Origin of the sequence: Xaviernesmea oryzae, from assembly GCF_900109605.1 — a bacterium.
In the GTDB taxonomy this organism is placed as follows: domain Bacteria; phylum Pseudomonadota; class Alphaproteobacteria; order Rhizobiales; family Rhizobiaceae; genus Xaviernesmea; species Xaviernesmea oryzae.
Window position 1 is genome coordinate 145,829 of record NZ_FOAM01000010.1, and the last position, 25,004, is coordinate 170,832.

28 protein-coding genes are annotated in these 25,004 nt (G+C 63.0%); 11 read left to right on the top strand and 17 right to left on the bottom strand.

Annotated features, from left to right (window positions below):
- Positions 1-162 precede the first annotated feature (162 nt).
- Positions 163-1,203 (top strand): glycosyltransferase, encoded by a 1,041-nt coding sequence (locus BMX61_RS14145; RefSeq protein WP_075628221.1) that lies wholly within the window; start codon positions 163-165, stop codon positions 1,201-1,203.
- Positions 1,200-1,577, top strand: coding sequence for a GtrA family protein (locus BMX61_RS14150; protein WP_075628220.1), 378 nt, complete (start codon positions 1,200-1,202; stop codon positions 1,575-1,577). Before BMX61_RS14145 ends, BMX61_RS14150 begins: the two co-directional genes overlap by 4 nt.
- Before the next feature lie 165 nt (positions 1,578-1,742).
- Here the strand turns inward: BMX61_RS14150 and BMX61_RS14155 are convergent, their stop codons facing one another.
- The 6 genes from BMX61_RS14155 to lgt form a co-directional block, all read right to left on the bottom strand.
- The gene (locus BMX61_RS14155) at positions 1,743-2,675 is read right to left on the bottom strand and encodes a ribose-phosphate pyrophosphokinase (protein WP_075628219.1); all 933 of its coding nucleotides are present in this window, start codon (positions 2,673-2,675) and stop codon (positions 1,743-1,745) included.
- Positions 2,676-3,002: 327 nt separating this feature from the next.
- Entirely contained in the window at positions 3,003-3,932 is a 930-nt protein-coding gene (locus BMX61_RS14160) for a hypothetical protein (RefSeq protein ID WP_075628218.1), read from the bottom strand.
- A gap of 296 nt (positions 3,933-4,228) precedes the next feature.
- Positions 4,229-5,380, bottom strand: a complete 1,152-nt coding sequence (locus BMX61_RS14165; RefSeq protein ID WP_075628217.1) for a M24 family metallopeptidase — start codon at positions 5,378-5,380, stop codon at positions 4,229-4,231.
- 1 nt (position 5,381) lies between these two features.
- Positions 5,382-6,170 (bottom strand): peptidoglycan editing factor PgeF, encoded by a 789-nt coding sequence (pgeF, locus tag BMX61_RS14170; RefSeq protein WP_075628216.1) that lies wholly within the window; start codon positions 6,168-6,170, stop codon positions 5,382-5,384.
- 375 nt (positions 6,171-6,545) lie between these two features.
- Positions 6,546-7,646 carry a class I SAM-dependent methyltransferase gene (locus BMX61_RS14175; RefSeq protein WP_075628215.1) on the bottom strand — a complete coding sequence of 367 codons (1,101 nt, stop codon included), beginning with the start codon at positions 7,644-7,646 and terminating at the stop codon, positions 6,546-6,548.
- Entirely contained in the window at positions 7,646-8,509 is an 864-nt protein-coding gene (gene lgt, locus BMX61_RS14180; RefSeq protein ID WP_075628214.1) for a prolipoprotein diacylglyceryl transferase, read from the bottom strand. Before lgt ends, BMX61_RS14175 begins: the two co-directional genes overlap by 1 nt.
- 164 nt (positions 8,510-8,673) lie before the next feature.
- Between lgt and BMX61_RS14185 the strand changes: the two genes are divergently transcribed.
- The 5 genes from BMX61_RS14185 to BMX61_RS14205 all read left to right on the top strand — a co-directional run bounded on the left by BMX61_RS14185 (position 8,674) and on the right by BMX61_RS14205 (position 11,496).
- Positions 8,674-8,967, top strand: a complete 294-nt coding sequence (locus tag BMX61_RS14185; RefSeq protein WP_075628213.1) for an accessory factor UbiK family protein — start codon at positions 8,674-8,676, stop codon at positions 8,965-8,967.
- A 494-nt stretch (positions 8,968-9,461) separates the two neighbouring features.
- Positions 9,462-9,953 (top strand): type III secretion system chaperone family protein, encoded by a 492-nt coding sequence (locus BMX61_RS14190; protein WP_092742761.1) that lies wholly within the window; start codon positions 9,462-9,464, stop codon positions 9,951-9,953.
- Between the two features lie 2 nt (positions 9,954-9,955).
- Positions 9,956-10,777, top strand: coding sequence for a pyrroline-5-carboxylate reductase (gene proC, locus BMX61_RS14195; protein WP_075628211.1), 822 nt, complete (start codon positions 9,956-9,958; stop codon positions 10,775-10,777).
- 5 nt (positions 10,778-10,782) lie between these two features.
- Entirely contained in the window at positions 10,783-11,124 is a 342-nt protein-coding gene (locus tag BMX61_RS14200) for a tRNA-binding protein (RefSeq protein WP_075628210.1), read from the top strand.
- Positions 11,125-11,217: 93 nt separating this feature from the next.
- Positions 11,218-11,496 carry a VOC family protein gene (locus tag BMX61_RS14205; protein ID WP_075628209.1) on the top strand — a complete coding sequence of 93 codons (279 nt, stop codon included), beginning with the start codon at positions 11,218-11,220 and terminating at the stop codon, positions 11,494-11,496.
- A gap of 48 nt (positions 11,497-11,544) precedes the next feature.
- Here the strand turns inward: BMX61_RS14205 and BMX61_RS14210 are convergent, their stop codons facing one another.
- The 3 genes from BMX61_RS14210 to BMX61_RS14220 all read right to left on the bottom strand — a co-directional run bounded on the left by BMX61_RS14210 (position 11,545) and on the right by BMX61_RS14220 (position 14,242).
- A complete protein-coding gene (locus BMX61_RS14210; protein WP_075628208.1) occupies positions 11,545-12,915 on the bottom strand; it encodes an ATP-binding protein in 1,371 nt (456 codons plus the stop codon).
- A gap of 121 nt (positions 12,916-13,036) precedes the next feature.
- Positions 13,037-13,741 (bottom strand): response regulator, encoded by a 705-nt coding sequence (locus BMX61_RS14215; RefSeq protein ID WP_075628207.1) that lies wholly within the window; start codon positions 13,739-13,741, stop codon positions 13,037-13,039.
- A 33-nt stretch (positions 13,742-13,774) separates the two neighbouring features.
- Entirely contained in the window at positions 13,775-14,242 is a 468-nt protein-coding gene (locus BMX61_RS14220) for a MarR family winged helix-turn-helix transcriptional regulator (RefSeq protein ID WP_234794687.1), read from the bottom strand.
- Between the two features lie 433 nt (positions 14,243-14,675).
- Here BMX61_RS14220 and BMX61_RS24695 point away from each other — a divergent pair, with 433 nt between their 5' ends.
- Both BMX61_RS24695 and BMX61_RS14225 read left to right on the top strand, forming a co-directional pair.
- Positions 14,676-14,840, top strand: coding sequence for a hypothetical protein (locus BMX61_RS24695; protein WP_170854947.1), 165 nt, complete (start codon positions 14,676-14,678; stop codon positions 14,838-14,840).
- Positions 14,841-15,056: 216 nt separating this feature from the next.
- Entirely contained in the window at positions 15,057-15,719 is a 663-nt protein-coding gene (locus BMX61_RS14225; protein ID WP_075628206.1) for an MBL fold metallo-hydrolase, read from the top strand.
- A 182-nt stretch (positions 15,720-15,901) separates the two neighbouring features.
- On the opposite strand, the gene BMX61_RS14230 is transcribed toward BMX61_RS14225, so the two are convergent.
- The 5 genes from BMX61_RS14230 to BMX61_RS14250 all read right to left on the bottom strand — a co-directional run bounded on the left by BMX61_RS14230 (position 15,902) and on the right by BMX61_RS14250 (position 19,358).
- Complete coding sequence (locus BMX61_RS14230) at positions 15,902-16,348, bottom strand: BA14K family protein (RefSeq protein WP_075628205.1); 447 nt, start codon at positions 16,346-16,348, stop codon at positions 15,902-15,904.
- Between the two features lie 587 nt (positions 16,349-16,935).
- Positions 16,936-17,151 carry a cold-shock protein gene (locus tag BMX61_RS14235; protein WP_075628204.1) on the bottom strand — a complete coding sequence of 72 codons (216 nt, stop codon included), beginning with the start codon at positions 17,149-17,151 and terminating at the stop codon, positions 16,936-16,938.
- Between the two features lie 356 nt (positions 17,152-17,507).
- Positions 17,508-18,419, bottom strand: coding sequence for a DMT family transporter (locus tag BMX61_RS14240; RefSeq protein WP_075628325.1), 912 nt, complete (start codon positions 18,417-18,419; stop codon positions 17,508-17,510).
- 277 nt (positions 18,420-18,696) lie between these two features.
- Positions 18,697-18,918: a hypothetical protein gene (locus BMX61_RS14245; RefSeq protein ID WP_075628203.1), complete on the bottom strand. Its 222-nt coding sequence runs from the start codon at positions 18,916-18,918 to the stop codon at positions 18,697-18,699.
- Between the two features lie 2 nt (positions 18,919-18,920).
- The gene (locus BMX61_RS14250; protein WP_075628202.1) at positions 18,921-19,358 is read right to left on the bottom strand and encodes a hypothetical protein; all 438 of its coding nucleotides are present in this window, start codon (positions 19,356-19,358) and stop codon (positions 18,921-18,923) included.
- Between the two features lie 498 nt (positions 19,359-19,856).
- On the opposite strand from BMX61_RS14250, the gene BMX61_RS14255 reads away from it, so the two are divergent.
- The gene (locus BMX61_RS14255) at positions 19,857-21,059 is read left to right on the top strand and encodes a pyridoxal phosphate-dependent aminotransferase (protein WP_075628201.1); all 1,203 of its coding nucleotides are present in this window, start codon (positions 19,857-19,859) and stop codon (positions 21,057-21,059) included.
- A gap of 168 nt (positions 21,060-21,227) precedes the next feature.
- Positions 21,228-22,385: an MFS transporter gene (locus BMX61_RS14260; RefSeq protein WP_075628200.1), complete on the top strand. Its 1,158-nt coding sequence runs from the start codon at positions 21,228-21,230 to the stop codon at positions 22,383-22,385.
- A 52-nt stretch (positions 22,386-22,437) separates the two neighbouring features.
- On the opposite strand, the gene BMX61_RS14265 is transcribed toward BMX61_RS14260, so the two are convergent.
- The 3 genes from BMX61_RS14265 to BMX61_RS14275 all read right to left on the bottom strand — a co-directional run bounded on the left by BMX61_RS14265 (position 22,438) and on the right by BMX61_RS14275 (position 24,763).
- A complete protein-coding gene (locus tag BMX61_RS14265) occupies positions 22,438-22,953 on the bottom strand; it encodes a GNAT family N-acetyltransferase (RefSeq protein WP_075628199.1) in 516 nt (171 codons plus the stop codon).
- Positions 22,954-23,283: 330 nt separating this feature from the next.
- Positions 23,284-24,399, bottom strand: coding sequence for an alkene reductase (locus BMX61_RS14270; RefSeq protein WP_075628198.1), 1,116 nt, complete (start codon positions 24,397-24,399; stop codon positions 23,284-23,286).
- Positions 24,400-24,469: 70 nt separating this feature from the next.
- Positions 24,470-24,763: an ArsR/SmtB family transcription factor gene (locus BMX61_RS14275; protein WP_075628324.1), complete on the bottom strand. Its 294-nt coding sequence runs from the start codon at positions 24,761-24,763 to the stop codon at positions 24,470-24,472.
- Between the last annotated feature and the right edge of the window lie 241 nt (positions 24,764-25,004).

Consider the following 25,004-nt stretch of genomic DNA (forward strand, 5'->3'; position numbering starts at 1 on the left):
GCCGCTGACCTGACGGCTTGAACGACGCTGTATCGAAATGGATCAAGCGTCCGGATCTTGCCGCTATTCGCGCCGAATGATGCATGGGTTCAAAACTCTGGAGCACTCGCCTCGTGCGCATGAGGCCGCGCGGCGCTCCAGAAGGGCATGAGGATGGATAGGATGCTGGACGCGCAATGGAATGGTCTGCGCATCGCTGTGCTGTTGCCCTGCTACAATGAGGGCGCCACCATTCTGTCCGTGGTCACCGGCTTTCGCGCGGCGCTGCCGGGTGCGCGCATCTATGTCTATGACAACAACTCCACCGATGACACGGCCATGCGCGCAGCTCTGGCGGGGGCAACGGTGATGCGTGAGCCGCGCCAGGGCAAGGGCCATGTGGTGCGCCGCATGTTCGCCGATGTCGAGGCGGACCTCTATCTGATATGCGATGGCGACGGCACCTATCGGCCGGAGGATGCGCCCGAATTGCTGCGCCGCCTCCTTGGTGATGGGGCCGATATGGTGGTGGGCACGCGGCGCGGTGTGAGGGAGGATGCCGGCCGCCAAGGCCACGCCTTCGGCAACCGGCTGTTCAATCGCCTTTATCGTGGCCTGTTCGGTGCCGACTTTACCGATATTTTCTCAGGCTACCGCGCCTTTTCCCGCCGCTTCGTCAAAAGCTTCCCGGCGGTCTCGGCTGGCTTCGAGATCGAAACGGAGATGTCGGTCCACGCCTCCCAGCTCAAACTGCCTGTCTGCGAGATCCCGCTGGACTACGGCCGGCGCCCGGAGGGCTCGACGTCGAAGCTTTCGACATGGCGCGATGGTGCCCGCATCCTCTGGATGTTTGCGATGCTGATGAAGGAGACGCGGCCTTTTACGTTTTTCGCGGGCCTTGCGGCCGCCATGTTTTCCGCAGCGCTCGTCCTCGCCATTCCTGTTCTGGTTCATTATGCCGAGACCGGCCTGGTCCCGCGCCTACCCAGCTGGATGCTGGCTTTGGCCCTGACCCTGACGAGTTGCCTGATGCTGACCGCCGGGCTGATCCTCGACAGCCTGGCACGCGCGCGCGCCGAGCAGTTGCGCCTGCATTACATGCAGCTTCCCGCGCCGGCGCGGCTGATCGAGCTTGCGCAAGGCGCAGCGGATGAAGCTTCTCCCGGAACCATCGTGGCCATCGGCAAGCCAGGCGCGCCGATCGACAAGGCCGATGTGGCGTGAGTCGTTTCGTTCGTTTTCTTGCCGTCGGCGCGGTCGGTTTCGCTGTCGATGCCGGCGTGACGCTGGCCTTGATCGATATCGGGGCCAATGCCTACGTTGCCCGTCTGGTGGCAATTGGCCTGGCGCTCATCTGCACCTATCTGATCAACCGAGTCGTGACCTTTGAGGCCGAGGGCCGCGCCAATGCGCGAGAAGGTGCGCGCTACGGCAGCATCGGGTTAATGACCAGCATCATCAATTATCTGGTCTATAGCGGCCTGCTGACTGGCATTCCGCGTCTGCCGCCGCTCCTGGCTTTGGCAGCCGGCTCTGCCGTGGCCACCGGGCTCTCCTATGTCGGCTATTCGCGGTTGGTGTTTCGCAGGCGGCCCTAGCGACGACCGGGCGGCTCTGCGCGTGAGGACGCCGGAACCGTGCATGCGACAAACGAAAAAGGCCCGTGCATCATCGCGATGGGCCTGTTCCATGTGCTCATGCACTGCGAGCAGCTGAGCTTGCTGCGTCCGTGCTCTGCCTGCGGCGCCGGCCTTTCCCAGGCCTCAGTCGAAAAGGCTGGAGACCGATTCTTCCTGGCTGGTGCGGTTGATGGCTTCGCCAAGCAAGGTGGCCGTGGAGATGACGCGGATATTGTGCGCGGACTGGACTGCCGTGGTCGGCTGGATCGAGTCGGTGATCACAAGCTCCTTGAGCTTGGAGGAAGCAACGCGTGCGACGGCGCCGCCGGACAGGACACCGTGGGTGATATAGGCGGTGACGCTGGTCGCGCCGTTCTTCAGCAGCGCTTCGGCGGCATTGCAGAGCGTGCCGCCGGAATCGACGATGTCGTCGATCAGGATGCAATCCTTGCCGGCGACGTCGCCGATGATGTTCATGACCTCGGATTCACCGGGACGATCGCGGCGCTTGTCGACGATGGCGAGCAGACAGTCCAGACGCTTGGCGAGCGCCCGGGCGCGCACCACGCCGCCGACATCGGGCGAGACGACCATGACGTTGCGCAGGTCGTAATTCTCCTTGACGTCGCGGGCGAGGATTGGCGCGGCGTAGAGATTGTCGGTGGGAATGTCGAAGAAGCCCTGGATCTGGCCGGCATGGAGGTCGAGGGTGAGAACCCGGTCGGCGCCGGCCTCGGTGATCAGATTGGCCACCAGCTTGGCCGAGATCGGGGTGCGGGGACCGGGCTTGCGATCCTGGCGGGCATAGCCGAAATAGGGAAGAACGGCGGTGATGCGCTTGGCTGAGGAGCGGCGCATGGCGTCGATCATGATCAGCAGTTCCATCAGGTGATCGTTCGTCGGAAACGAGGTCGACTGGATGATGAAGACATCCTCGCCCCGGACATTTTCCTGAACCTCGACGAAGATCTCCTGATCGGCAAAGCGGCGGACCGTGGCGCGACCCAGGGGAAGATTGAGATAGTTGCAAATCGCTTCGGCGAGAAACCGGTTCGAATTGCCCGCGAAAACCTTCATGAAACGCCCGCCTGTCTGACTTGCAGTGCCGCGCCGCGCCCTGCGGCCTGTGCGCTGCAAACCCTGCCGATGTGCCGCCTGATCCGGTCTTTCGCCCGTTGCGGGCGGGTTGACAGGATCCTGCTTGTCCAGCTCCCCGAAGGCGCGGAAACAAGCCGCCGACGGGAGCGAAGTGTCGAGAACCTCGAACGCCGGCCCATCAGACGCTGAACGTCTTTTCAAAGGCAAAAAGCTGGGGCCGATTGGCCGCTTCTTAACGCCGATCCGGCCGAATGCAAGGGCTTTGACCAGCACTTTTCCGCTTTATCCGAAAAAGATTAACGCGTCTCAGCCCCGGTTCGTGGCTGCCCAGGATAGATAGGCGGCAATCGTTTTCTGCCCGATCGCGCGCATGGTCTCCGCCGGTACGGCCGACCAGGGGTCGCGGGCCGTGGCGCGCACGCTTTCCTGGCCCTGGAGCCGGGTCAGACGGTTGCCGCTCGCATCCAGCACGTCCCAGACATAGATGACCGTGGTCTTGCCGCCATCCGACAGCGCCGAGAGATAGCCTTTCAGCATGTGGCGCGCCTTGGGATCGGCTGTCGTCTTGATTTTCAGCCCCTGTGCACGGGCATCGGCGCCCAGCGCACCGGAAAGCGGCTCGACCGCCGAAACGGGTGCGCCGATGATCGGCAGGAAGCGAACGGTGCCAGCCTCGCCGCTCTCGGCGGGAGCTAATGCGGCGGATGCGCCATTCTCCGCTGATGGCTCGGTTGCCGTGGTATCGCTCTGTTCGTCGCTTGACTCTTGCGGTTGCTGGGTGGCACGCCGCGTGTGTGCTGACGGCTGTGCCTGCCGTGCCGGCTCTGCCAAGGCTGCGGTTTCGCGCACTGGTCCCCGCCGCATCGGCTGTGCCTCTGGCTCGGCTTCCAGCCGATCGGGCCCGCGCTGCAATTGCGAGGCCTGGGCGTCGAGAGAGCCCGCCGGATCGCGGTAGGGTGCCGACGGTGCGGCATAGGCGACTTCGGCCGAGGGAACCGGCTGCAGCGAGCCGGTGGCCGGCGCCAGGCTCGCATGGGCGACGGTGCGCATCGGGGCGGCATGCACCACATCCGGTTGGCGCTCGACGGCGGCCAGATCCTGTTCGGTCACCGGCGGGGAGTTGATCGAACTCTCGCCGACATCGACCTTGGGGATCAGTGCGTCGGTGGTGTTGCAGGCGCTGAGTGCCGTGGCAATCAGCAGGCCCTGTGCCACGAGGCCGGTCATTCGGGTCATCCGGGCCCTCCTCTTGCGGTTCAAGAGCGGGCCGTGGGGCGCTTCATGCGCATGGAATACGGCCCTTTTCCTGGAGCGCGCGGGCGAAGCCGTCAAACGGAATTCGCCCCGCAGCCTTAAGGAACCGTAGCAGGATTTCCTTACCCAGCGGTGAAGCGGGACAGCCAAGATCTGAGCCTTGACCGTCTAAAGCCGCCCGCTAGACGCCGTGGCGAACGAGCGGGACCGGCGACCGTCGGTACGTGCGTTGGAGACCGGAGTCATCGCTCGGCGACGCGTTCGGGGGCGCCCCCGCGTCAGACCTCGATAAAGTCCAGCCCGTAGCGCGAGAGTGCACGCGGAGCACCATCCGTCGTCAGATAGGTCTGGCCCAGCGTCATGGCCGTGCCGCTGTCGGAATCCATGATGATCATGTGCACGAAGAGCGACATGTCCGCCTCGATGGGCTGCGGATTGCCGGCATGGAACATTTGGCTCTCCATCCAGGAGGGCGAGAAGCGCGCGCCGAGCGCATAGCCGCAGGCGTTCAGCCGGTGACGCGTCAGGCCGCGCTCGTCCATGATCTTGGCATGGACATCGAACACCGTGCCGAAATTGTTGCCGGGGCGCAGCACCATCTCGATCGCCTGGATGGTTTCGCGCGCGGCGCTGTAAAGCTCGCGGTGGCGGTTGGTGGGCGCGCCAATGACCACCGTGCGCATCATGGCGGCATGGTAATGGGCGGCGACACCGGCCCATTCGAGCGTCAGCTGGTCATTGTCGTCGAGCGTCCGGCGTCCGGCCTTGTACCGGCAGAGCAGCGCATCCGCGCCCGAACCGATGATGAACTCATTGGCCGGATAGTCGCCGCCGCCAGCGAAGACCGCGCCCTGCATGGCCGCCAGAATCTCGGCTTCGCTGCCGCCGGGACGGATCAGCGGCAGGGCGGCATCGAGCGCATCGTCGGCAAGCGCTGCGGCCTTTTCTACAAAGGTGATTTCAGCCGGGCTCTTGATCAGCCGCAGGCGGCCGACGAGAAGCGACGCATCGACCATTTCGCCGAAGGTGGCGAGCTGATGGTCGAGGAGGCGGGCGACACGGCCGGTCATGCCATGCGTGTCATATTCCACGCCGATGCGCGCGCCGAGCAGGTCGAGCTCGCTCAGAAGGTTCTTCAGATCCATGGTCGGATCGGCATTGACGCGATCGACCCACACCTCGATACGGCGGATATTGGAGGTGTGGCGGGCTTGGCGCAGGTCGGCGGAGCGGGTGAGCAGCACCATCTCGCCATCTGCCTTGACCACCAGCGTCTGGAAGAAACAGTAGCCGAACGTGTCATAGCCGGTCAGCCAGTACATGCTTTCCTGCGCGAAGAGCAGCATCGCATCGAGCTTTTCCTCGCGCATGGTCGCTGTCAGCTTTTGCAGGCGCAACGCGTATTCGTCGTCGCTGAAATGCAGGGCCATCTTATGCCTCGTTCAGGAAGATTGCGGAAATCTGCCGGCCGTAATCCGGCTCCCCGGCATGGGTGGTGCGCCGATAGGAGAAGAATTTTTCGGCATCGGCATAGGTGCACAGGCCCAGGCTCTCGGTCGCGATGCCGTGCTGCGTCAGCCGCGCCAGCGTATAGGCGGGCAGGTCGAACATGAAATGCCCCTCCTTGACCGAGGGCGTGAAGAAGGCGGCATTGCCGCCATCGGCTTCCAGAAAGCGCGCGGCAAATTCCGCACCCACCTCGTAATGAGCGGCGCTGATCGATGGACCGAGACAGGCGACGATATGGCTGCGCTGCGCACCGAGCGCCACCATGGCGTCCACGGTGGCTTCCAGCACGCCCGTCAGCGCCCCTTTCCAGCCCGCATGCGCCGCGCCAATCACCCCGGCCTTGGCATCAGAAAAGAGGATAGGGCCACAATCGGCAGAGAGCACGCCGAGCACGATGCCGGGCGTGGCCGTGACCAGGGCATCGGCTTCCGGCCGCTCCATCCTGTTGCTGTCGTCGATCGTGACCGCGCGCGGCGAATGAACCTGATGGACGGTGGCCAGGCGGTCCAGATCGACGCCGAACCAGTCGGCAACGCGGCTGCGGTTCTCCATCACCTTTTGCGGCACGTCGCTGGAGCCAAGGCCGACATTCAGTCCGGCATAAATGCCCTCCGAAACACCGCCCGCGCGGGTAAAGAAACCGTGGCGCACGCGGCCGCCGGCATGCGCCGTCAAGAGCGGGCTCGTGGCCGGCGAGAGATCGTCACGCATGAAGAATGCCTTTCGGAGAGTGAACTGGCCTGGCGGGCCGCCGGACTGCGACATTTAGCGCTGGCTGCCGTCGCACGTTAAAATCGTTGCGCAAGTCTTCCATCATCACTTCCGGTCTCAGGACTGATGCAGCAAGGGAACGCATCCGGCCGCAACCGGTTCAGGGGAAAAGGCCCAATCGCGGCAGTGCGATCCAGCACGCCTGCTCATGGGGTCAAGGCGTCAGCTGAAGACGGGGTTGCTTTCCTCAAGCACCCGTCTTCCGCCGCCCGGACGGCGCGCGGCATGGTGGCCGCCGGTGCCGTCGCTGTCAATCATGCCCCGGCGTCCCCCTCCTACCGGTGAGTCCGGACGAACCGAGACCAGGCCTCTCCGTCAATCGCGATTGCGGAAGGGTGCGATCGGTACCTTGGGATAGCTGACGGCCAGAACCTTGAAGAGATCTCCCATCTTGCCTTCGCCGGCACCGACAAGCCGTTCAACATCCTGGCGGATGCTGTCCTGCATACCGGAATCCTTGTCCCGCCCGAGCGCGGAGGCGCGTTCCGCCAGGCCGAGCGCCAGAAGAAAATCGCCCTGATGGCCTAAGCCGTTGACGGTCAGGCCTTCGGTCACTGCGCGTCGGGCAAGCTGTTCGAAGTCGACATGGCTGGTGATGTCCGCTTCTCCCGGATGGGCGAGCGGCGGATCGTAGGCATGGTCGCGCACGGCCTGCAGCGTGTCGCCAAAGCCCGTGGCCATCGTGCCGTAATCGATGATCAGTGCTGTGCCGCCATTGTCGCGCAGCCAGGTGCACAGTGCCTGCATCACCGCGTCGCGTGCGGGTGCGATCTCGAAGATCGTGCCGAGCGGCAGGTGCTGGGCCGGGCTTGGCAGCAGCTCAGGGTCCAGCCCGGCGATGCCGGCGGCAAAAGTCAGCCTGTCCTCGCTGTCGAGCCCGACCAGGCGCTCCTTAAAGCCTGTGGCGGTCTTGACGAACTGGCGGATGGGGATCGCATCGAACAGCTCATTGGCCACCAGCAGGGTGAAGCCCGGCGGCAGGCTCTCGAAATTGTCGTGCCAGGCGATCTTGAACTTGTTCTCGATCAGCGTCTGGCCCTGCACCTTGCGCAGCCGCTCGCTGGTCTCGACCAGATGCACGTCGAGCCCCTCGTAGAAGCCGGGTGCCAGCTTGGCAATCACGCGCAGAATATCGGCCATCATCGTGCCGCGTCCGGGCCCGATCTCGACCAGATTGATCTCGGCCGGCTCGCCATGACGCTGCCAGGCCTGGATCAGGAAGATGCCGATCATCTCGCCGAACAGCTGGCTGATCTCCGGCGCGGTGATGAAGTCACCCTGTAGGCCGAAGGGCTCGCGCGTTTTGTAATAGCCATATTCGGGGTCGGCGAGACAGAGCGAGAAATAATCCGTGACGCTGATCGGGCCGTTGACGCGGATCAAGGCGGCGATCTTGCGGGCAAGTGGCGTAGGCATCAGGCTTCCCCCCGTTCGGAAGAAGACAGGGCCGCAGCGCGGCGGGCGCGCAGGATCGCCCAGAGGCCGAGCGCCACCATCGGCAGCGACAGAAGCATGCCCATGGTCAGCCATCCGCCAAAGAGGTAGCCGAGCTGTGCGTCCGGTTCGCGGAAGTTCTCGACCACGATGCGGGCCAGCCCATAGCCCGTAACGAAGGTGCCGGCGATCAGCCCTGGCTGCTTCAGCGCCTTGCCGCGATAAATCATCAGGGTCAGCACGAGGAAGAGCAGGATGCCTTCGAGGCCTGCTTCATAAAGCTGGCTCGGATGGCGCGCGAAAGGCCCGCCGGTCGGAAACACCATGGCCCATGGCACGTCGGTGATCCGGCCCCAGAGCTCGCCATTGATGAAGTTGGCCAGGCGGCCGAAGAACAGACCGATGGGCACCACGGCCGCGACCAGATCGAACAGGCTCCAGAGCGCAATGTGGCGCTTGCGGGCGAAGATCACCATGGCAAGCACGGTGCCGATAAGTCCGCCATGGAAGGACATGCCGCCATTCCAGATCTGGATGGCGCGCAGCGGGTTCTCGATCACTGCCGCAAAATCGTAGAACAGCACATAGCCAATGCGTCCGCCGAGAACGATGCCGGCAGCGACCCAGAGGATGAAGTCGTCGATCGCCTCCAGGCTCGTCGGCGCGGTATCGCGCCGCCAGAGCTTAGGCGTGGCCAGCAGCCTGCGCGCATAGCGCCAGCCGATGACGATGCCGGCGACATAGGCCAGGCCATACCAGTGAATCTTGATCGGGCCGATGGTCACGATGACCGGATCGATCTCGGGGAAGGGCAATATCGACAGAAGTGTCGCGACGGTTTCCAAAGGCGGCTTTCCATCCTTATCTCGCGCGGACCATGGCCTTGCGCGGCCATGGGGTCAAGCCGCCCTCCAAGGCTTAAGGATGTCGATTCACGTCTATTTTCCTTGCATCGGATGCACGCGGCCCCTACCTCAAAGTCAGGTTCTCACCGCAGCCGGAGATTTCGATGACCACAGGCACCAATCGCATTCTGGATGACTTCGCCAAGTTGATGACCGATGCGGCCGGCGCCGCGCAGGGCGTCCGGCGGGAAATGGAAACGGCCTTCAAGGCGCAGACGGAACGGTTTCTCAATTCGCTCGACGTCGTCAAGCGCGAGGAGTTCGAAGCCGTACGGGAGATGGCGTTGAAGGCGCGCGCCGAAAACGACGTGCTGGCCGCGCGCCTGGCCGAGCTGGAAGCAAGGGTCGGCGGCGAGAAGACGGCAGGCCCGACCGCCGGCGCGGCTTCTGAAGGCTGACCGGCCACCACCCCTTATCGCATGGCATCACGGCGCCGCTTTGGCGCCGTTTTCATGTCCGGAAACAGCTGCCCAAGCGTGTCTTCCGGCACGAACCCACAGGTTTGATGCAAAAAAAACCAGCCTGTGGACAGGTGCCAAAAACGCTGTTCGCTGAATCATTTATCCCGCCCGGCTGAATCATTTTTCCAAGCGCGAACCGGGCCTTGCGCGGCTTTTTTGAGGAGCGGGGGCTGGTTTGCGGAATCGCTCGTTATACACTGATTTTAAATGATGATTCGGAACGAGCGGCGCAGTGCCCGGCCTGCCGGGACTATTGGTCCCGCCCTCGTTGAAATCATGAGTATGTTTGGCCGGTTGCAGTTTCGCGTGGCGTCATGCCGCGCGGGCACGGGAGCGTTTGCGCTTTCGGCGGGCCAGGGAGACGAGACATGCGTCAGAGGCGGAAAGGCGAGCTTTTCCAACTCGGACGCGGAACATGGTGCGATAGCCCGATGAGAATGGAACTGCAGCGTCAATCCAACCCGGTCGACATGATCGAGTTCGTCGCCGCCAATAACGACTGGAGCTTCGAGCGGTCGGGCGAGGACGAGATCGCCATGACGGTTGCGGGGAAATGGGCGGACTATCATATCTCCTTCTCCTGGATGGAGGAGTTCGAGGCGTTGCATCTGGCCGTTGCCTTCGACATGTCGATCCCCGACGACAGGGTGAGCGAGGTCAACGAGCTGCTCTCGCACATCAATGGTCAGGTACTGATGGGCCATTTCGATCTCTGGCGGCAGGAGGATGTGGTGATCTTCCGGCAGTCGCTGCTCCTGGCCGGCGGCGCCGAGCCGACGGATCGTCAGGTCGAGGTGCTGCTCTCAAGCGCGCTCGACGCCTGCGAAAGCTATTTCCAGGCCTTCCACTTCGTCGTCCGCAGCGGTGTGGATGCACGCACGGCAGTCGAAGCGGCGCTTTTCGAAACTGTCGGCGAGGCGTGAGCATGGCTTTGGCGGGTGAGGGGCCGATCGTCCTGATCGGCGCAGGCAATATGGGCGGGGCCATGCTGAAGGGCTGGCTCGACAAGGGTGTAGACCCGGGCGGCATCATCGTGGTCGACCCCGGCGGCGCACCGGCGCTTGCCGGATTGATTGAGGAAAAGGGTGCACGGCTCGAGCGCCAGGCGCCGGCAGGGCTTGAGGCCGGCATTCTCTTTCTGGCCGTCAAGCCGCAGGTCATGGACGACGTTCTGCCGCCTTTGAAGAGCCTGGTCGGCCCAGGCACGGTCGTCGTTTCCGTCGCGGCCGGACGTACGCTCTCCTATTTCGAACGGCATCTCGGCGAAGCCGCGATGGTGCGCGCCATGCCCAATACGCCGGCGATGATCGGTCGCGGCGTCACCGGGGCCTATGCCAATGCGGCTGTCGATCCCTCCGCACGTGCGCGCGTGCATGATCTCCTGAAAGTCAGCGGCCCGGTCGAATGGGTGGAAAAGGAGGCCGATATCGATGCGGTCACCGCCGTTTCCGGAAGCGGCCCGGCCTATGTGTTTTATCTCGTCGAATGCATGGCGGAGGCCGGTCGCAAGGCCGGTCTTCAGGCGGACCTCGCCATGCGCCTCGCGCGGGAAACGGTCGCGGGGGCCGGTGAACTGCTTCATCGGTCCCCCGACGCCGCCGCAACGCTGCGGCAAAACGTGACGTCCCCCGGTGGCACCACGGCGGCCGCGCTCTCCGTGCTGATGGCACAAGAGGGCATGCAGCCGCTGTTCGATGCCGCCATTGCCGCCGCGCGCGCGCGCGCCGAAGAATTGGGCAAGGCCTGACCACCATGAGCGATCCGATTCCATTTTCCGATTTCGAGAAGGTCGATATCCGCACGGGCACGATCGTCGAGGCGCAGCCTTTTCCCGAAGCGCGCAAGCCGGCCATCAAGTTGGTGATCGACTTCGGTCCCGAGATCGGGATCAAGAAATCCTCCGCGCAGATCACCGTTCATTATATGCCGGAAGGTCTTGTCGGCCGGCAGGTTCTGGCCGTGGTCAACTTCGCGCCCCGACAGATCGGTCCCTTCCGCTCGGAAGTGCTGACACTCGGCTTTGCCGACGAAAGCGGCGCCATCGTTCTGGCTGCCGTCGACAAGCCGGTGCCGAACGGCCAGAGGCTGATGTAAAATAGCTTTTTAGCGTATCTTTATATGCTATCGTTTCGTGATGACCAACTCGGGCCTTGTTAGGCCTGCGAGACGGCGTTCTGGGGCGAAGGCTTGACGCTGGGAAATCACAAGGATGCCTACCTCACCTTCGTTCAGGTGAAGGAGAGATATGAAGGGCTGACCTACCACCGCTGTGGCGTCGGTCTCAATCATCTTGCATTTCGTGTCGAGGGACGGGATGCGGTGGATGCGCTCAGGGCATTCTGCCTGGAGAGCGGCATCGCCTTGCTCTATGACGACCGCCATCCCTTCGCCAATGGCGGCGACAGTCATTATGCGCTCTATGTCGAAGATCCCGACCGCATAAAGGTTGAGTTTGTGGCGGCATAGTGCTGTGTGAACACGCGTAGCGTCCGGCTGAGTAAACTTAGCGGCCGGTTACGCCGGCACCCGCACCACCGCCCTCAAGCCACCGAGCGGGCTGTCACCGAGGGTGACGTTGCCGCCATGGCTGCGGGCAATGTCGAGGGCGATGGCAAGGCCCAAGCCCGTGCCGGAGCTGTCGAGGTTGCGGGCCTCGTCGAGGCGGAAGAACGGTTTGAATACGTCGTCGCGTGCGCTTTCGGGAATGCCGGGGCCGTCATCGTCGAAGGTGATGGTGAGCCAGCGGGCGCTGTGGCGCGCCTCCACATGCACCCGCTCGGCATAGCGGTAGGCATTGGAAGCGAGATTGGCGACCAGTCGGGTGAAGGCATTGGGCCGCACGCTGATCAGGTCTTCGCCCTCGACATCGACCGTCAGCGCCTTGCCATGCAGCTCGGCCTCGGCCTTCAGCCGGGTCATCACCTCGCTCAGGCGCAGTTCGCCGACGTCCTCTTCCGCCTCGCCACGGGCGAAGGCAAGATAGCCTTCCAGCATGTTCTGCATGTCTGCCACATCTTCATTCAGCCCATCCAGATCGGGATTGTTGCCGGCCAGCGCCAGCTGTAGCTTGAAGCGGGTCAGAATGGTGCGCAGATCATGGCTGACGCCTGTCAGCATCGCCGTGCGCTGCTCGATCTGGCGTTCGATCCGCTCGCGCATCTGGATGAAGGCAAAGCCAGCGCGGCGCACCTCTTCGGCCCCGCGCGGCGAGAAATCGTCGATCTTCTGCCCCTTGCCGAAGCTTTCGGCCGCACGGGCCAAAGCCAGGATCGGCCGGATCTGCCCCCGCAGGAAGAGAATGGCGATGGTGAGCAGCACCAGCGAGGCGCCGAACATCCAGACGAGGAAGATATGGGTGTTGGACGCGTAGGCCTGGTTGCGCCGCACGAAGACACGGGCCATGCGGTTGTCATCGATGCGGATGCGGATCTGCACCGTGTCGCCGAACGTATCCAGCCAGAAGGGCTTCTTGATCTGATCTTCGATCTCGTCACCGAGGATCCGGTCGAGAATGCCGAAGATCGGCCTTGGCCGCTCCGGCGGGAAGGGCTGGAAGGGCTCGATGATCACCGTCAGGTTCATGTGCTCGCGCGCGATCCGCACGATCTTGTCATAGTCCTGCGGCGGCGAGCTTTCGATCAGCTCGATCACGGCGGCGATCTGGCCGGTGACGGCGGCGGACAGGCGCTCGGTGACCAGCTGCCAATGCCGCTCCATGAAGACCGAGGCGACGATGGATTGCAGCAGCACCATAGGGATGATGACGATCAACAGAGAGCGGGCGTAAAGGCCCATGGGCAATTGGCGGCGCAGCCAGCGTGTGGCGCGGCGATAGGGGCCGGGCACGGCGCGCAGAGCGTCCGTCAGGGTTTCGGTGGTCGCCATGGCTTTCCCTTTCATGCGCGTCCGCGCCGGCATGCACCACGATGCCGATCGCAGCGGCATGGCTTGAAGATCATGCGCGCGGGGCCGAAATGCAAATCGACGACAGTCTCACGCCGCCGTCTCAATCGACGCTGAGCCGATAGCCGATGCCGCGTACGGTTTGCAGAAAAACGGGGTTGGACGGATCGTCCTCGATCTTGCGTCGCAGACGGTTGATCTGCACGTCGATCGTGCGCTCGCCGACCTCGGCATCGTCGCCTACCAGCTCATGGCGCGGAATGGTTTCCCCCGCACGCTGGGAGAAGAGCATCATGATCTCCTGTTCGCGGTCCGTCAGGCGAATATGGTCGGCACCACGGCGAAGTTCCTTGCGCACCACGGAGAAGGTGAAGGGGCCGAAGATCACCTGCTCCACCTTGTGGGCCTTGGCCGGCGCATTGCGGCGGAGAATGTTGTTGATCCTCAAAACCAGCTCGCGCGGATCGAAGGGCTTGGGCAGGTAGTCGTCGGCGCCGGCTTCCAGGCCTTCGATGCGGGCATTCTGCTCGGCCAGCGCGGTCAGCATGATGATCGGCACGGTCTTGATCTTGCGCAGGCCCTGGGTCAGCGAGAGGCCCGTTTCGCCTGGCATCATCACATCGACGATCAAGAGATCGAAATCCACGCCTTCCAGCCGGCGCCGAGCCTCCGGTGCATCGCTGGCCGTGGTCACGCGGAAGCCCTGCTCGACCAGATAGCGGTTCAAGAGATCGCGGATGCGCCGGTCGTCATCGACGATCAGAAGATGCGGGGCATCGTCGGCAACCCGGACCTTTTTCTGCTCCATGTCTTTCTCCTCCCTCAAGCCGGCCTGATCTGGTTATGCCTCATCATGATTGCGCATGGCGGTGAGAAACCGGATCACCGTTTCGCGAGCACCCGGCCCGGCGCGTGCCAAGGCCTCGGCGATCCGGCGTGACTGCGGCGCGGCCAGCGCGCGCGCCAGGGTCTTGCCCTCCCGCGTCGTATAGAGCTTGCGCTGGCGGCGATCCTCCGGGCCTGCCACCTGCTGGATATAATGCCCGTCGATCAGTTGCTTGAGCACGCGCGCCAAGCTCTGCTTGGTAATGTTGAGCGTGTCGAGAAGATCGGCGACGGTCATGCCCGGTTCGCGATCGACGAAATGCAGAACGCGATGATGCGCCCGCCCGAAGCCGCGCTTTTCAAGGATCACATCGGGATCGCCGGTAAAATCGCGATAGGCAAAGAACAGCTGCTCGATGATCTCGTAGTCGAGCGGTTCCGGCTCCGTCGGCTTTTCCGGGCGCAGCCGCGCATCCTGTCTCACAATTCCGTCGTCTCGTGCTGTCACGCCGCCACCCATGGCTATCTTCTGCCCGGCCGGCGAGCCGGATTCGTCGGGTCGTCTTCGGTCACTACAGCAAGTGCGCCGAGACTGGGAACCGTTTTCGCCCTCAGGCTGCAAGAATAGCATCAAAACAGCGTCAATCGCCCCGCGGAAACCAGCGCGGCGATAGCATAGCGGTCGCGGCCGATGCTCCGCCTCGCAAGATTGTGGCCTTTATGCAACGCGGGGTCATCGTCAAAATTCACGACGCGCGCTTTTGTGCAAAAGGCGGAACCAAATCGCGAAAAAACCCGTTTTCGCCGCAAATCAAAATGCGCCGTGCCAAGATCGTCATCTGCTTGTCCGGCACTTGTTTCGAGACTCTGGTGCTGCGGCCGTTTCAAGGTGTGGCATCGACAAAGGACCCGCGATCATGAACCCTGATTTCGCAGACCAGTCTTCCTCCACCGTCCGCCAGCTGCGGCCCATCGTCATGGCTGTGATTGCCGCAAATCTCGCAGTATTCTCGCTGCTGATGACGACCATCAACCTGCCTTCGCCGCATCACGACCCGATCGCTATCGCCGACGTCGATTGAGCATTGACGGGCCGTCTCACCCCGTCTTGCAAGACGGGTTATGACCAGCTCGCCCGATCCTGCCAGAGCGCCTTGCGCTTGATAACATCACGGACCCTGCCGCCTCCGATGGCGGCTTTGTTTCATACGCCCGACCGGGTCTGATTGCGAGGGCTGACATGGCGGCCCCGCTTCCTCTATAGACGCTGCAACGCGTCGATCACAAAGAGGGGCATCATGCTTCAGGCAGGCATCATTCCGGTTACGCATTTTCAGCAGAATTGCACCGTGCTGTTCGACACCGAGACCCGCGAGGGCGTGGTGGTGGATCCTGGCGGCGATGTCGACGTCATCCTGCAGACGCTCTCTGAAAACGGCTTGAAGATCCAGGCAATCTGGATCACCCATGGCCATATCGACCATGCCGGCGGCGCCAAGGAGCTGAAGGAACATCTCGGTGTCGACATCATCGGCCCGCATCGCGACGACGCTCCGCTTCTGGCAAAGCTGGAGGCCCAGGCTGAACGTTTCGGCCTCGCTATGAAGGTGGAAAATGTGGTGCCGGACCGCTGGCTGGAGGAGGGGGATACGCTCTCCTTCTCCGGCCATGTCTTCGACGTGCTGCATTGCCCGGGACATGCGCCCGGTCACGTCGTTTTCGTCAACCGCGCCCAGAATTTTGCCCATCTCGGCGATGTGCTCTTTCATGGCTCGATCGGCCGGACCGATCTGCCGGGCGGCAACCACCAGCAATTGCTCGACTCCATCCGCACGAAGATTCTGCCGCTCGGCGACGAGATGGGCTTCATCTGTGGCCACGGCCCAGGCGGGCGGATCGGCGAGGAGCGGCGAAACAACCCTTATCTACGCGGTCTTGACGGCGGCGCGACGACACCGTGATCACCTTCACGAAAAGAAGGGTCAAGGATCAGTGCCAGCTTCTTCGATCGAAGGCGGTTTGAGCCAGGATTATCGGGAAGGTTAAGGCTTCGACCGCGCGTTCGCTTGGCGACGCGTATGGCACGATCAGACAGCAAAAAGGCCGGACAGGCCGGCCTTTTTCCAGTCTCTATGCGTTGGTGTCAGCCGGCTGTGCAGAAGTGCGAGCGACCATCCATGCCGACGTAAGTGCCTGAACGGCTATCGAAGGAGCGATAGCGGTCGGCGCAATAGCGGTACCAGGACTGGCTCCACGGCTCGAGCGTGCCATAGGTGCGCACAACCGTACGCGGCTGATAGACCGGCGCGCTTTCCTCCACATAGGTATAGCTCGGACGATAGACCGGCTCCGGCGGTGGCGGGTCGATATAGACGCGTTCCTGGTAGGCGGGCTGCGGCTGGCTGGCAACAGCGCCGCCGACGATCAGGCCCGTGGCAAGGCCGAGCGCGCCGATGGCGACAGCATCGCCGCGCGAGACGCCGTGGCGGTGATGACGATAGCGCCAATCATCCGCATGAGCCGCGGTGACGGGCAGAACGGTTGCCACGCTGGCAACGGTGAGAACAAGAGCTTTGATACCCTGTTTCATGGTGTCGATCCTTGCGGGTGCCGGACCATTCCGGCGGATAATGACAGCACCCTAATTCAGTCTGGCTGAACCAGGGCTGAACGGAATTTCGTAACCTAAAACAGCCGATTTTCCGCTTGAGGAAGATCTAGGAGCCGCTTGTGGCGGCGGCAAGGCGGGCTTGGGAACATTGCAGAGCGAAGGACTGCATCGTGATTTTTCGCTGGTCGGTGGTGCGATGACTTCGACGTTTACCAAGCCAATACCACGGCAGGGTGATCCGCCCTTTGCAACGCAATCCAGGTCGCATCCAGCCGGACATGATCCTGTCAAGAGAAGCACCAAACTTGATCGCATCTGTGGAAGATTTCGTCAGCCGGTCCAGGCAAAACGTCACCGCGGGATGACAGCGCTCCAATGGGTCTCCGACCCGCTTAAGTCTTCGAGTTTGGCCCCATGCTTCAGGGAAGACAAAAATAATACTTGAAGCAAACAAAAAGCAGGCCAAAAACGCCTGCTTGAAAACAAATAAACCTATAACGGGAGGCCTGCCAAGAGGCCACCCGCCGTCTCGCGGCGACGATCACGCCAAAAATCAGCCTTCCAGATCAGCCGGCGATTTCAAGATTGACGGCCTTGGGGCCCTTGCCACGGCGATCCGGCTCGGTATCGAAGCTAACCTTCTGATTTTCAGAGAGGCCATTCAGCCCCGAAGCCTGGACGGCAGAGATATGAACGAAGATGTCAGCGCCGCCATTGTCCGGCTTGATAAAGCCGAAGCCCTTGTCGGTGTTGAAGAATTTAACAATGCCAGTTTCGGCCATGCGTCAGGTCCTTTTTCCTCTGCCCGTGATCATATCGGGCAGTATTCAATGATAAGCGTGCGGCAGGCAGGTCTCGACTATGAGGAAAGGGTCCTGTTCTTGCAGGCTTGAAGAGCGTTTCCGATCCTCGACACCTACCCGGAAGGTTTTTTTGCGCTTCCGGCGCGCATCATTCAAGGTCTTCCCGTGTTCGCAGCTTGCCCGAACATCATTAGCTTGCTGTGTTTGATGCCAATAAGCAAGCAAAAGTTTTCTGACGGTAATACCGCGTTATTTCATCCACAAGACGGTCAAAAACACAGCATCGCCGCGATTTTGCTGTGAAAGCTCAAACCGTTGAAATCTTTCGCATTTATTTAGCGTCCGCTTATTTGCCTATCGCGGCTGGGGCTGGCCCGTCTCCATGTTGGACCGAGTTCGGCGAGCAGAATGGCGGCAAAAATGGCCGCGCAGCCGAGATAGCCGATCGGGGGAATCGCCTCGCTCAGGAGGAGGGCACCGAAGAGGGCGGCGAACAGGGCTTCGCTGGACAGGAAGATTGCGGCCTGCGGCGCCGTGGTAAAGCGCTGCCCCACCACCTGGAGGATGAAGGCCACGCCGCTGGAGAAGAGCCCGGCATAGAGGATTTCGACCAATGCGCCGGAGACGGCCTCGGCCGAAATCGGCTCAGAAACGGCGGCCACGGCCAGGCCTCCGGCCGCGCAGACCAGGAACTGGACGAGCGAGAGCGCCATGGGGCGCCCGCTCTGTCCCGCGAAGATGCCGACCAGCACCACCTGCACCGCCCAGAGGAGCGCGCAGAGGATGGTCCAGGCATCGCCGGTGCCGAGGGCCGAAAACGAGCCGCCGCTCAGCAGGAAGATGCCGAACAGCGCCAGCGCGGCAGCAGGCCAAACCAACGCATGCGGCCGGCGGCGCAGCACGATGACGCTGAGCAGCGGCGTGAACACGACGTAAAGGCTGGTCAGAAAGCCGGAATTGGTGACGCTGGTCGTCAGCAGGCCGATCTGCTGCGCGGCAGCGGCTAAAAAAAGCGCCATGCCGATGGCGAGAAAGCCGAGAAGCGTGCCGCGCGGCACGGGTTGGGCGTCCGGCCTGCGTGCTTCCCACAGCGCGAGCGGTGCGGCCACGAGACTGGCCAGAAGAAAGCGCAGCCCGATGAACCAGAACGGGCCGAGACTGCCCATGGCTGTGGATTGCGCGACGAAACCAGCGCCCCAGATGGCGCCTGCCAGCAAAAGACAGAGATTGGCTTGAAGTCGGGTCATGGAGCGGCTGGCCAGGGCTTGGAGACGGAACGTCGCGCGGGCGCTGGGAACGGGCATGGCTGTTCCCTTGGATGCGGCGCGATCATGCCGGCTCGATTAGCCGCTTTCCAGACGGTCTTCAAGCGGCGGCCCATGGTCGCCAGCCTGCTCGGGAAAGCGCTTTTGGCTCAGAGGCCGATCCACACGTTCAAGATGTCGAAGCCCAAGCCCGAAAAACGGACTGCGTGCGATGCCGGCCCCCGCCGCATTGCAGGCTTTCATCTTCGTTCCGACGGATTCAGGCCCGCTGCATGCCGCCAACAATGGCCGGGCGGCTGCCGATGAGAGCTCCGTCGCTTTTCAGGATCAGCCCCTTGGCGATCATCAGCAGGCCCGCGAGGGCAACAAGCGCGATCACGGCGACGATGACCGTCTCCAGGGCATTCAACCCGGCGAGGAAGCCGGACGGCTGGGCTTCGCCGGCGCTTGGGGTGGTCGATGTTTTGCGACGCTCGCTCATGATCAGGCCTCTCTGCTCCAGCCGCGCAGCTGCCAGCGCCAGAGGCCGAAGGCGGTGGAGGCCATCATGGCGACGGCAAGCAGCATGGTGCCGAGCAGGATATGGCGATCCGCCGGAACATGACCCGCCGCCCAGGCCCGTGTGCTCGCGGGCGCGATGGATCCGGTAATCATCCGGTCGGCCGCGAAGCGATCGCCCGCGCTGGAAACGCCGACCAGGGCTGCCGCAGCACTCTGCCCGTCATCGGACAGGGCGTCGGCCAGGGCCTCGGGGGCCCCGATCGGGAAAAGCTTTTCGCCGCCGGCAACGCGCGGGATCGGCTGGGCGATCTCGGATGCGGCTGATGGCAGCGGCGAGAAAGCCAGCATGGCCAGCGATGCGGCAAGAAGAACGGGACGAGCGCGCCGGGGCGCGCGTGCGGCAGGGCAGAAGGGCGGCATGTGGGGGCTCCGGGAAGCGATTCATCGCAACGCTCTAGATTAAGGCCTTCAAGAGGGCGCCAAAGGGACGGAATTATGGCGGGCCCCGCCATTTTTGATGGTGAAAGAAAGGCATGGCTCAACCTGCTAAGTCCATGTCTGCGTTAAGAATTTGGTAGGTTTCGCGTAAGGTCCGTATGCGCGTTTTGTTGTGACGCGCCGCGCGCTGATTCGCCGGTTCGCGCGCATGACCGGTCGCAGCCTCCTGCCGCCTGCTTTTCTGTCCCCGCAACGCCTTTACGCTTGAAGTCGCGCGCTACATTCGACATACAGCTTGGTCGTCGGCGAGCCGCGCCTTCATGGGGGACGGCCGCCGCGCGGCATGTCGCTTTTCCAGGCGTCGTGAGGCTTGCGGTCGGAGGATCGCGCGATTATCGGCCCTCTTCGGGTCGGGCTTCATCGGCGGGCAGGGCGGCCCCGTTCGCTCAACCCCCGTGACAACGACCCAGGACCTTGATCATGGCCTTCCTTGCCGATGCCCTTTCCCGCGTGAAGCCGTCCGCCACCATTGCTGTTTCCCAGAAGGCGCGCGAGCTCAAAGCCAAGGGACGCGACGTGATCGGCCTGGGGGCCGGCGAGCCGGATTTCGACACGCCGGACAATATCAAGAATGCCGCGATCGACGCGATCAAGCGCGGCGAGACGAAGTACACGCCCGTGGCCGGCATTCCCGAGCTGCGCAAGGCGATCGTCGCCAAGTTCAAGCGCGAGAACAATCTGGATTACACGCCCGAGCAGACGATCGTCGGCACCGGCGGCAAGCAGATCCTGTTCAACGCCTTCATGGCGACGCTCAATCCCGGCGATGAGGTGGTGATCCCAACGCCTTACTGGGTCTCCTATCCGGAAATGGTGGCCCTGTGCGGCGGCACGCCGGTCTTCGTCGCCACGACGCAGGAAAACAAGTTCAAGCTGACGCCTGAGGACCTCGACAAGGCGATCACGCCGAAGACCAAGTGGTTCATCTTCAACTCGCCGTCCAATCCTTCGGGTGCTGCCTATAGCCATGACGAGCTGAAGGCGCTGACGGATGTGCTTGTCAAGCATCCGCATGTCTGGGTGCTGACGGACGATATGTATGAGCACCTGACCTATGGCGACTTCAAATTCGCGACACCCGTCGAAGTCGAGCCCGCCCTTTACGACCGCACGCTGACCATGAACGGCGTGTCCAAGGCCTATGCCATGACCGGCTGGCGCATCGGCTATGCCGCAGGTCCGCTGGCTCTGATCAAGGCGATGGACATGATCCAGGGCCAGCAGACCTCGGGCGCCTGCTCGGTGGCGCAGTGGGCTGCCGTGGAAGCGCTGAACGGCACGCAGGACTTCATTCCGGTCAACAAGAAGATCTTCGAAGGCCGGCGCGATCTCGTGGTCTCCATGCTCAACCAGGCCGTCGGCATCGAGTGCCCGTCGCCGGAAGGCGCTTTCTATGTCTATCCCTCCTGCAAGGGGCTGATCGGCAAGACGGCGCCCACCGGCAAGGTGATCGAGACGGACGAGGACTTCGTTTCCGAGCTTCTGGAATCGGAAGGCGTGGCCGTCGTCCACGGCTCTGCCTTCGGCCTTGGCCCGAACTTCCGCATTTCCTACGCGACATCTGAGGAACTGCTCGAGGAAGCCTGCAAGCGTATCCAGCGCTTCAGCGCGGCCTGCCGCTAAGGCGAGGGGCTAAGCCAGGACGGGTCATGAGAACTCGTCTGGGCTCATCTTTCGAAGACCTGCTTGCCTGGAACATCCTTGTTCCGAGCAAGCGACATGCGCGGCAGCAGTGCGGGATGCTTGAGGAGAAGCAGCTCGTGCCTGCGGGGAAGAGGACGCACGGCACCCATGACGCTTGCGCAGCACCATCGGCTTTATCTTTGCTTCTTCTTTTTCGCGCTCAGCCTCGGGGCGCTGCTGGCGCGCATGCCCGACCTGCAGGAGACGCTCGGTGTCGACAAGTCCGAGCTCGGCCTGACGCTGATCGGCATGTCGATCGGCGCGCTGATCGCGCTGACGGTTTCCTCGCCCTTGATCGCCGCTCTGGGCGCACGCAAGACGGCCTATATCACCATCATCGGCACGGCCAGCTGCTATGCGCTGGTCCCGTTCATGCCGAATGCGCCGGCAGTCTTCGCCGTGCTCTTCTGCGCCGGGCTTCTGGCTGGCGCGTTGGAGATCAATCTGAATGTCGAGCTGGGCCGGGTCGAGGCTGAAACCGGCTGGTCGATCATGAGCCGGGCGCACGGGTTCTGGAGCGCTGGCTTTTTTGTGACAGCGCTCCTGGCCTCCTTTATTCGCCAGGCCGAGATTTCGATGGGCCTGCACCTGACGACCGCGCTGGTCGTGGTTGTCCTGGCCGGCCTGCCTGTGATCGGCGGCCTGAAGGATGCGCCGGCGCCAAAAGGTCATGCGGAAACGACGCCGCGCTTCGCCTTTCCGACGCTCGGGCTCCTGCCGCTCTGCCTGATCGGCATTGCCGCCTTTCTGGTCGAGGGCGCTGGCGTGGACTGGTCGGCGATCTACATGCGCGATGTCTATGCCGTCGAGCCCGTGATTGGCGGGCTCGGGCTCACGCTTTTCACCTTCTTCATGGCCTTGATGCGTCTTGTTGCCGATGTCGTCGTGGAGCGCTACGGCGCGCGCCTGGTGGCATCGTCCTTGCTGATGCTCTCGCTGGCGGGGCTTCTGGCGGTCGGCTTCTCGCAGCATCCGGCCATGGCGCTGATCGGCTTCGCCATGCTCGGCGCCGGCTGCAGCGCGGTCTATCCGCTTGCTGTTTCCGCTGCCGCCCAGCGCATCGACCGCCCCGCCCATGTGAATGTCGCGGCCATCGGCCAGGTGACCTTCATCATCTTCTTCCTGGCCCCGCCGCTGCTCGGTTTCGTGGCAGAAGAAGCCGGCATCCGCGCCTCCTACCTGATCTGCCTGCCGCTGGTGGTCGTCGCGCTTGCCTGCGTGCCGGCGCTGAAAGGGCGGGCGACGCGCGCGCGGGCAGCCGCCTGAACGACTGCTCGCGTGCTTTCATCACGGCCTATGACTTGAAGGGCGGGCGAGTTTATCGCTCCAAGGGGCCCCGCTCGTCGAGCGTCAGCTGGAGGAAGGTCAGGTCCAGCCAGCGGCCGAACTTCGTGCCGACTTCGCGCAGCGTGCCTGTCGGCACGAAGCCGAGCTTGGCATGAAGGGCGACGGAGGCGGCGTTGCCCGCCTCCACCGCGCCGATCATCGCATGCTTGCCCAGGCCGCGCGCGCGCTCGATCAGGGCCCTCATCAGGGTTTCGCCAACGCCGGTACCGCGAAAACTGCGTTCGACATAAACCGAATGCTCGACTGTGAAGCGATAGCCGTCAAAGGCGCGCCAATCGCCGAAGGAGGCATAGCCGGCTACGCGCCCATCCTCGCCGACGGCGACCAGAATGGGATAGCCGCGTGCGATGCGGTCCGCCATCCAGGCACGGCGATTGTCCAGATCCACGACCGTTTCGTTCCAGATCGCCGTCGTTGTCTCGACGGCGTCGTTGTAGATGGCGCGAATGGCGGGCAGGTCTTCATCGAGGGCATCGCGAATCAGCATGGGCAACTCCTTCCGGTTGCCCCGGGCTACTGCATAATGCTGCAAATCGAAATGGATTACCGAGACGTGCAGGGCGCGGATCGAGGTGCTTCTGCGCGACGGTCATGCGCGCCTCAGACATAGTCCGTACCGCCCCCGCCAGGCGGCGGCGGTCGTGCGGGATCATAGGCAGCGTCCATGCACGAGGAGGTCGATCGGCACGGGCCTTAACGTTCCCAACGAGGTTATGGATAGCCGCCTGCTCATGCCGGCCTCCGGCGATGCGCAGGCCATCGAGGGCAAGGCGCAGGTGCGAGCCATGGGATCACGCCTGCGCCTTGAGGAGAGAGCTTACTCGGCTGCTTCCTGGGTCAGCGACGGGTAATCGGTATAGCCCTTGGCGCCGCCGCCATACATCGTGTCCTTGTCCACCTGGTTTAAGGGAGCGTTGTCCCTCAGCCGGGCGACGAGATCAGGATTGGCAATGAATGGCTTGCCGAAGGCGATCAGATCTGCCCTGCCGCTTTCGATGGCGTCGATCGCCAATTGCCGGTCATAGCCATTATTGGCCATCCAGGCCGCCTTGCCGCCAGCCGCCTGATAGGCCTGGCGCAGGGCCGCATAATCGAAATCGGCAAAGGCGCGATCACCGCCCGTGGCGCCCTCGATCACGTGGACATAGGAAAGGCCATACCTGGCCAGACCCTTGACCACATGGGTGAAGAGCGTCGACGGATCGTCGTCCTGCACGTCATTGGCGGGCGTCACCGGCGAGATGCGGATGCCGGTGCGGCCGGCACCAATCTCCTGCGTGATCGCATCGACCACTTCGAATAGAAAGCGAGCGCGGTTTTCGACCGAGCCGCCATAAGTATCCTCGCGCTTGTTGGCGCTGGAGCGCAGGAACTGGTCGATCAGATAACCATTGGCGGCGTGGATCTCGACGCCGTCGAAGCCGGCCTCAATGGCGGCGCGAGCAGCCTTGCGGTAATCCTCGACAATGCCGGCAATTTCTTCGGTTTCAAGCGCGCGGGGCTCGGAGGTGTCGGCGAAGCTGCCGGTACCATCCTCGCCGATCAGATAGGTCTTCGACTTGGCGGCGATGGCAGAGGGCGCGACCGGCTTGCCGCCATTGGGCTGCAGGCTGGTGTGAGAAATACGGCCAACATGCCACATCTGCACGACGATCTTGCCGCCCTGCGTGTGGACTGCCTCGGTCACCTTGCGCCAGCCATCCAGCGCTTCCGACGTGTAGAGACCGGGAACGTCCGCATAGCCCTGGCCCTGATGGGTGATGGCGGTCGCTTCGGTGATGATCAGCCCGGCGGTGGCGCGTTGTTCGTAATAGGTGACGTTCAGCGTATTGGGCACGGCCTTGGGCGAGCGGTTGCGCGTCAGCGGCGCCATGACGATCCGGTTGGCAAGTTCGATGTCGCCGGCTTTGATCGGGTCGAAGATCGAGGTCATGAGCAATTCCTTTAATGTGGGGACGTGGCTTGAAGCGAGGGATGGAAAGGCGGGGTGACGAAACGGCAGGTCAGAGCGTGGCGCCGAGATCCTTCAGGAATTTGGCGATCGTCTCCTCGTTGCGCTGGTAGAAGATCCATTGCCCCACGCGCCTGTTGGTCACGAGGCCGGCGCGCTGGAGAACCCGGAGATGGGCGGAGACGGTGGACTGCGACAACCCGCAGCGCTCGAACTGGCTGGCGCAGACCCCCATCGACAGGGGATGCTCCTGGCTGGAAAAATGCAGCTCAGGCTCCTTCAGCCACGCCAGAATATCCAGCCGGGCAGGGTTCGAGAGCGCTTTGAGAATTTCGGCGCGATCCACGTTCATCTCCGCGCGACAAGGAATGAACGCCTTGTCGCTTCGTTCATATCGAAAAAATTCGATATCCCGATATAGGGATCGGTCCACGACGATTTAAAGGGCCATGTCGAAAAAGACGGACAAAAAAAAGGCCCACAGCGTGTGCCGGGGCCTATCAGGTGTGAAGGTTTGAAACCTCCAGAGGGGAACAGCTGACGCGATGGCACTGGGAGGTGGCCATCATGTGCCTCAGCTGAGATTG

Excerpts from the sequence above, each read along its gene's own strand:
- BMX61_RS14250 (WP_075628202.1), bottom strand. The coding sequence starts at position 19,358 with ATGCCGCCCTTCTGCCCTGCCGCACGCGCGCCCCGGCGCGCTCGTCCC.
- BMX61_RS14190 (WP_092742761.1), top strand. The coding sequence starts at position 9,462 with ATGAGAATGGAACTGCAGCGTCAATCCAACCCGGTCGACATGATCGAG.
- BMX61_RS14160 (WP_075628218.1), bottom strand. The coding sequence starts at position 3,932 with ATGACCCGAATGACCGGCCTCGTGGCACAGGGCCTGCTGATTGCCACG.
- BMX61_RS14235 (WP_075628204.1), bottom strand. The coding sequence starts at position 17,151 with ATGGCCGAAACTGGCATTGTTAAATTCTTCAACACCGACAAGGGCTTC.
- BMX61_RS14165 (WP_075628217.1), bottom strand. The coding sequence starts at position 5,380 with ATGGCCCTGCATTTCAGCGACGACGAATACGCGTTGCGCCTGCAAAAG.
- BMX61_RS14225 (WP_075628206.1), top strand. The coding sequence starts at position 15,057 with ATGCTTCAGGCAGGCATCATTCCGGTTACGCATTTTCAGCAGAATTGC.
- BMX61_RS14270 (WP_075628198.1), bottom strand. The coding sequence starts at position 24,399 with ATGACCTCGATCTTCGACCCGATCAAAGCCGGCGACATCGAACTTGCC.
- BMX61_RS14175 (WP_075628215.1), bottom strand. The coding sequence starts at position 7,646 with ATGCCTACGCCACTTGCCCGCAAGATCGCCGCCTTGATCCGCGTCAAC.
- BMX61_RS14265 (WP_075628199.1), bottom strand. The coding sequence starts at position 22,953 with ATGCTGATTCGCGATGCCCTCGATGAAGACCTGCCCGCCATTCGCGCC.
- BMX61_RS14185 (WP_075628213.1), top strand. The coding sequence starts at position 8,674 with ATGACCACAGGCACCAATCGCATTCTGGATGACTTCGCCAAGTTGATG.
- BMX61_RS14145 (WP_075628221.1), top strand. The coding sequence starts at position 163 with ATGCTGGACGCGCAATGGAATGGTCTGCGCATCGCTGTGCTGTTGCCC.
- BMX61_RS14245 (WP_075628203.1), bottom strand. The coding sequence starts at position 18,918 with ATGAGCGAGCGTCGCAAAACATCGACCACCCCAAGCGCCGGCGAAGCC.
- BMX61_RS14260 (WP_075628200.1), top strand. The coding sequence starts at position 21,228 with ATGACGCTTGCGCAGCACCATCGGCTTTATCTTTGCTTCTTCTTTTTC.
- BMX61_RS14200 (WP_075628210.1), top strand. The coding sequence starts at position 10,783 with ATGAGCGATCCGATTCCATTTTCCGATTTCGAGAAGGTCGATATCCGC.
- BMX61_RS14240 (WP_075628325.1), bottom strand. The coding sequence starts at position 18,419 with ATGACCCGACTTCAAGCCAATCTCTGTCTTTTGCTGGCAGGCGCCATC.
- BMX61_RS14215 (WP_075628207.1), bottom strand. The coding sequence starts at position 13,741 with ATGGAGCAGAAAAAGGTCCGGGTTGCCGACGATGCCCCGCATCTTCTG.
- BMX61_RS14155 (WP_075628219.1), bottom strand. The coding sequence starts at position 2,675 with ATGAAGGTTTTCGCGGGCAATTCGAACCGGTTTCTCGCCGAAGCGATT.
- BMX61_RS14230 (WP_075628205.1), bottom strand. The coding sequence starts at position 16,348 with ATGAAACAGGGTATCAAAGCTCTTGTTCTCACCGTTGCCAGCGTGGCA.
- pgeF (WP_075628216.1), bottom strand. The coding sequence starts at position 6,170 with ATGCGTGACGATCTCTCGCCGGCCACGAGCCCGCTCTTGACGGCGCAT.
- BMX61_RS14210 (WP_075628208.1), bottom strand. The coding sequence starts at position 12,915 with ATGGCGACCACCGAAACCCTGACGGACGCTCTGCGCGCCGTGCCCGGC.
- BMX61_RS14255 (WP_075628201.1), top strand. The coding sequence starts at position 19,857 with ATGGCCTTCCTTGCCGATGCCCTTTCCCGCGTGAAGCCGTCCGCCACC.
- proC (WP_075628211.1), top strand. The coding sequence starts at position 9,956 with ATGGCTTTGGCGGGTGAGGGGCCGATCGTCCTGATCGGCGCAGGCAAT.
- BMX61_RS24695 (WP_170854947.1), top strand. The coding sequence starts at position 14,676 with ATGAACCCTGATTTCGCAGACCAGTCTTCCTCCACCGTCCGCCAGCTG.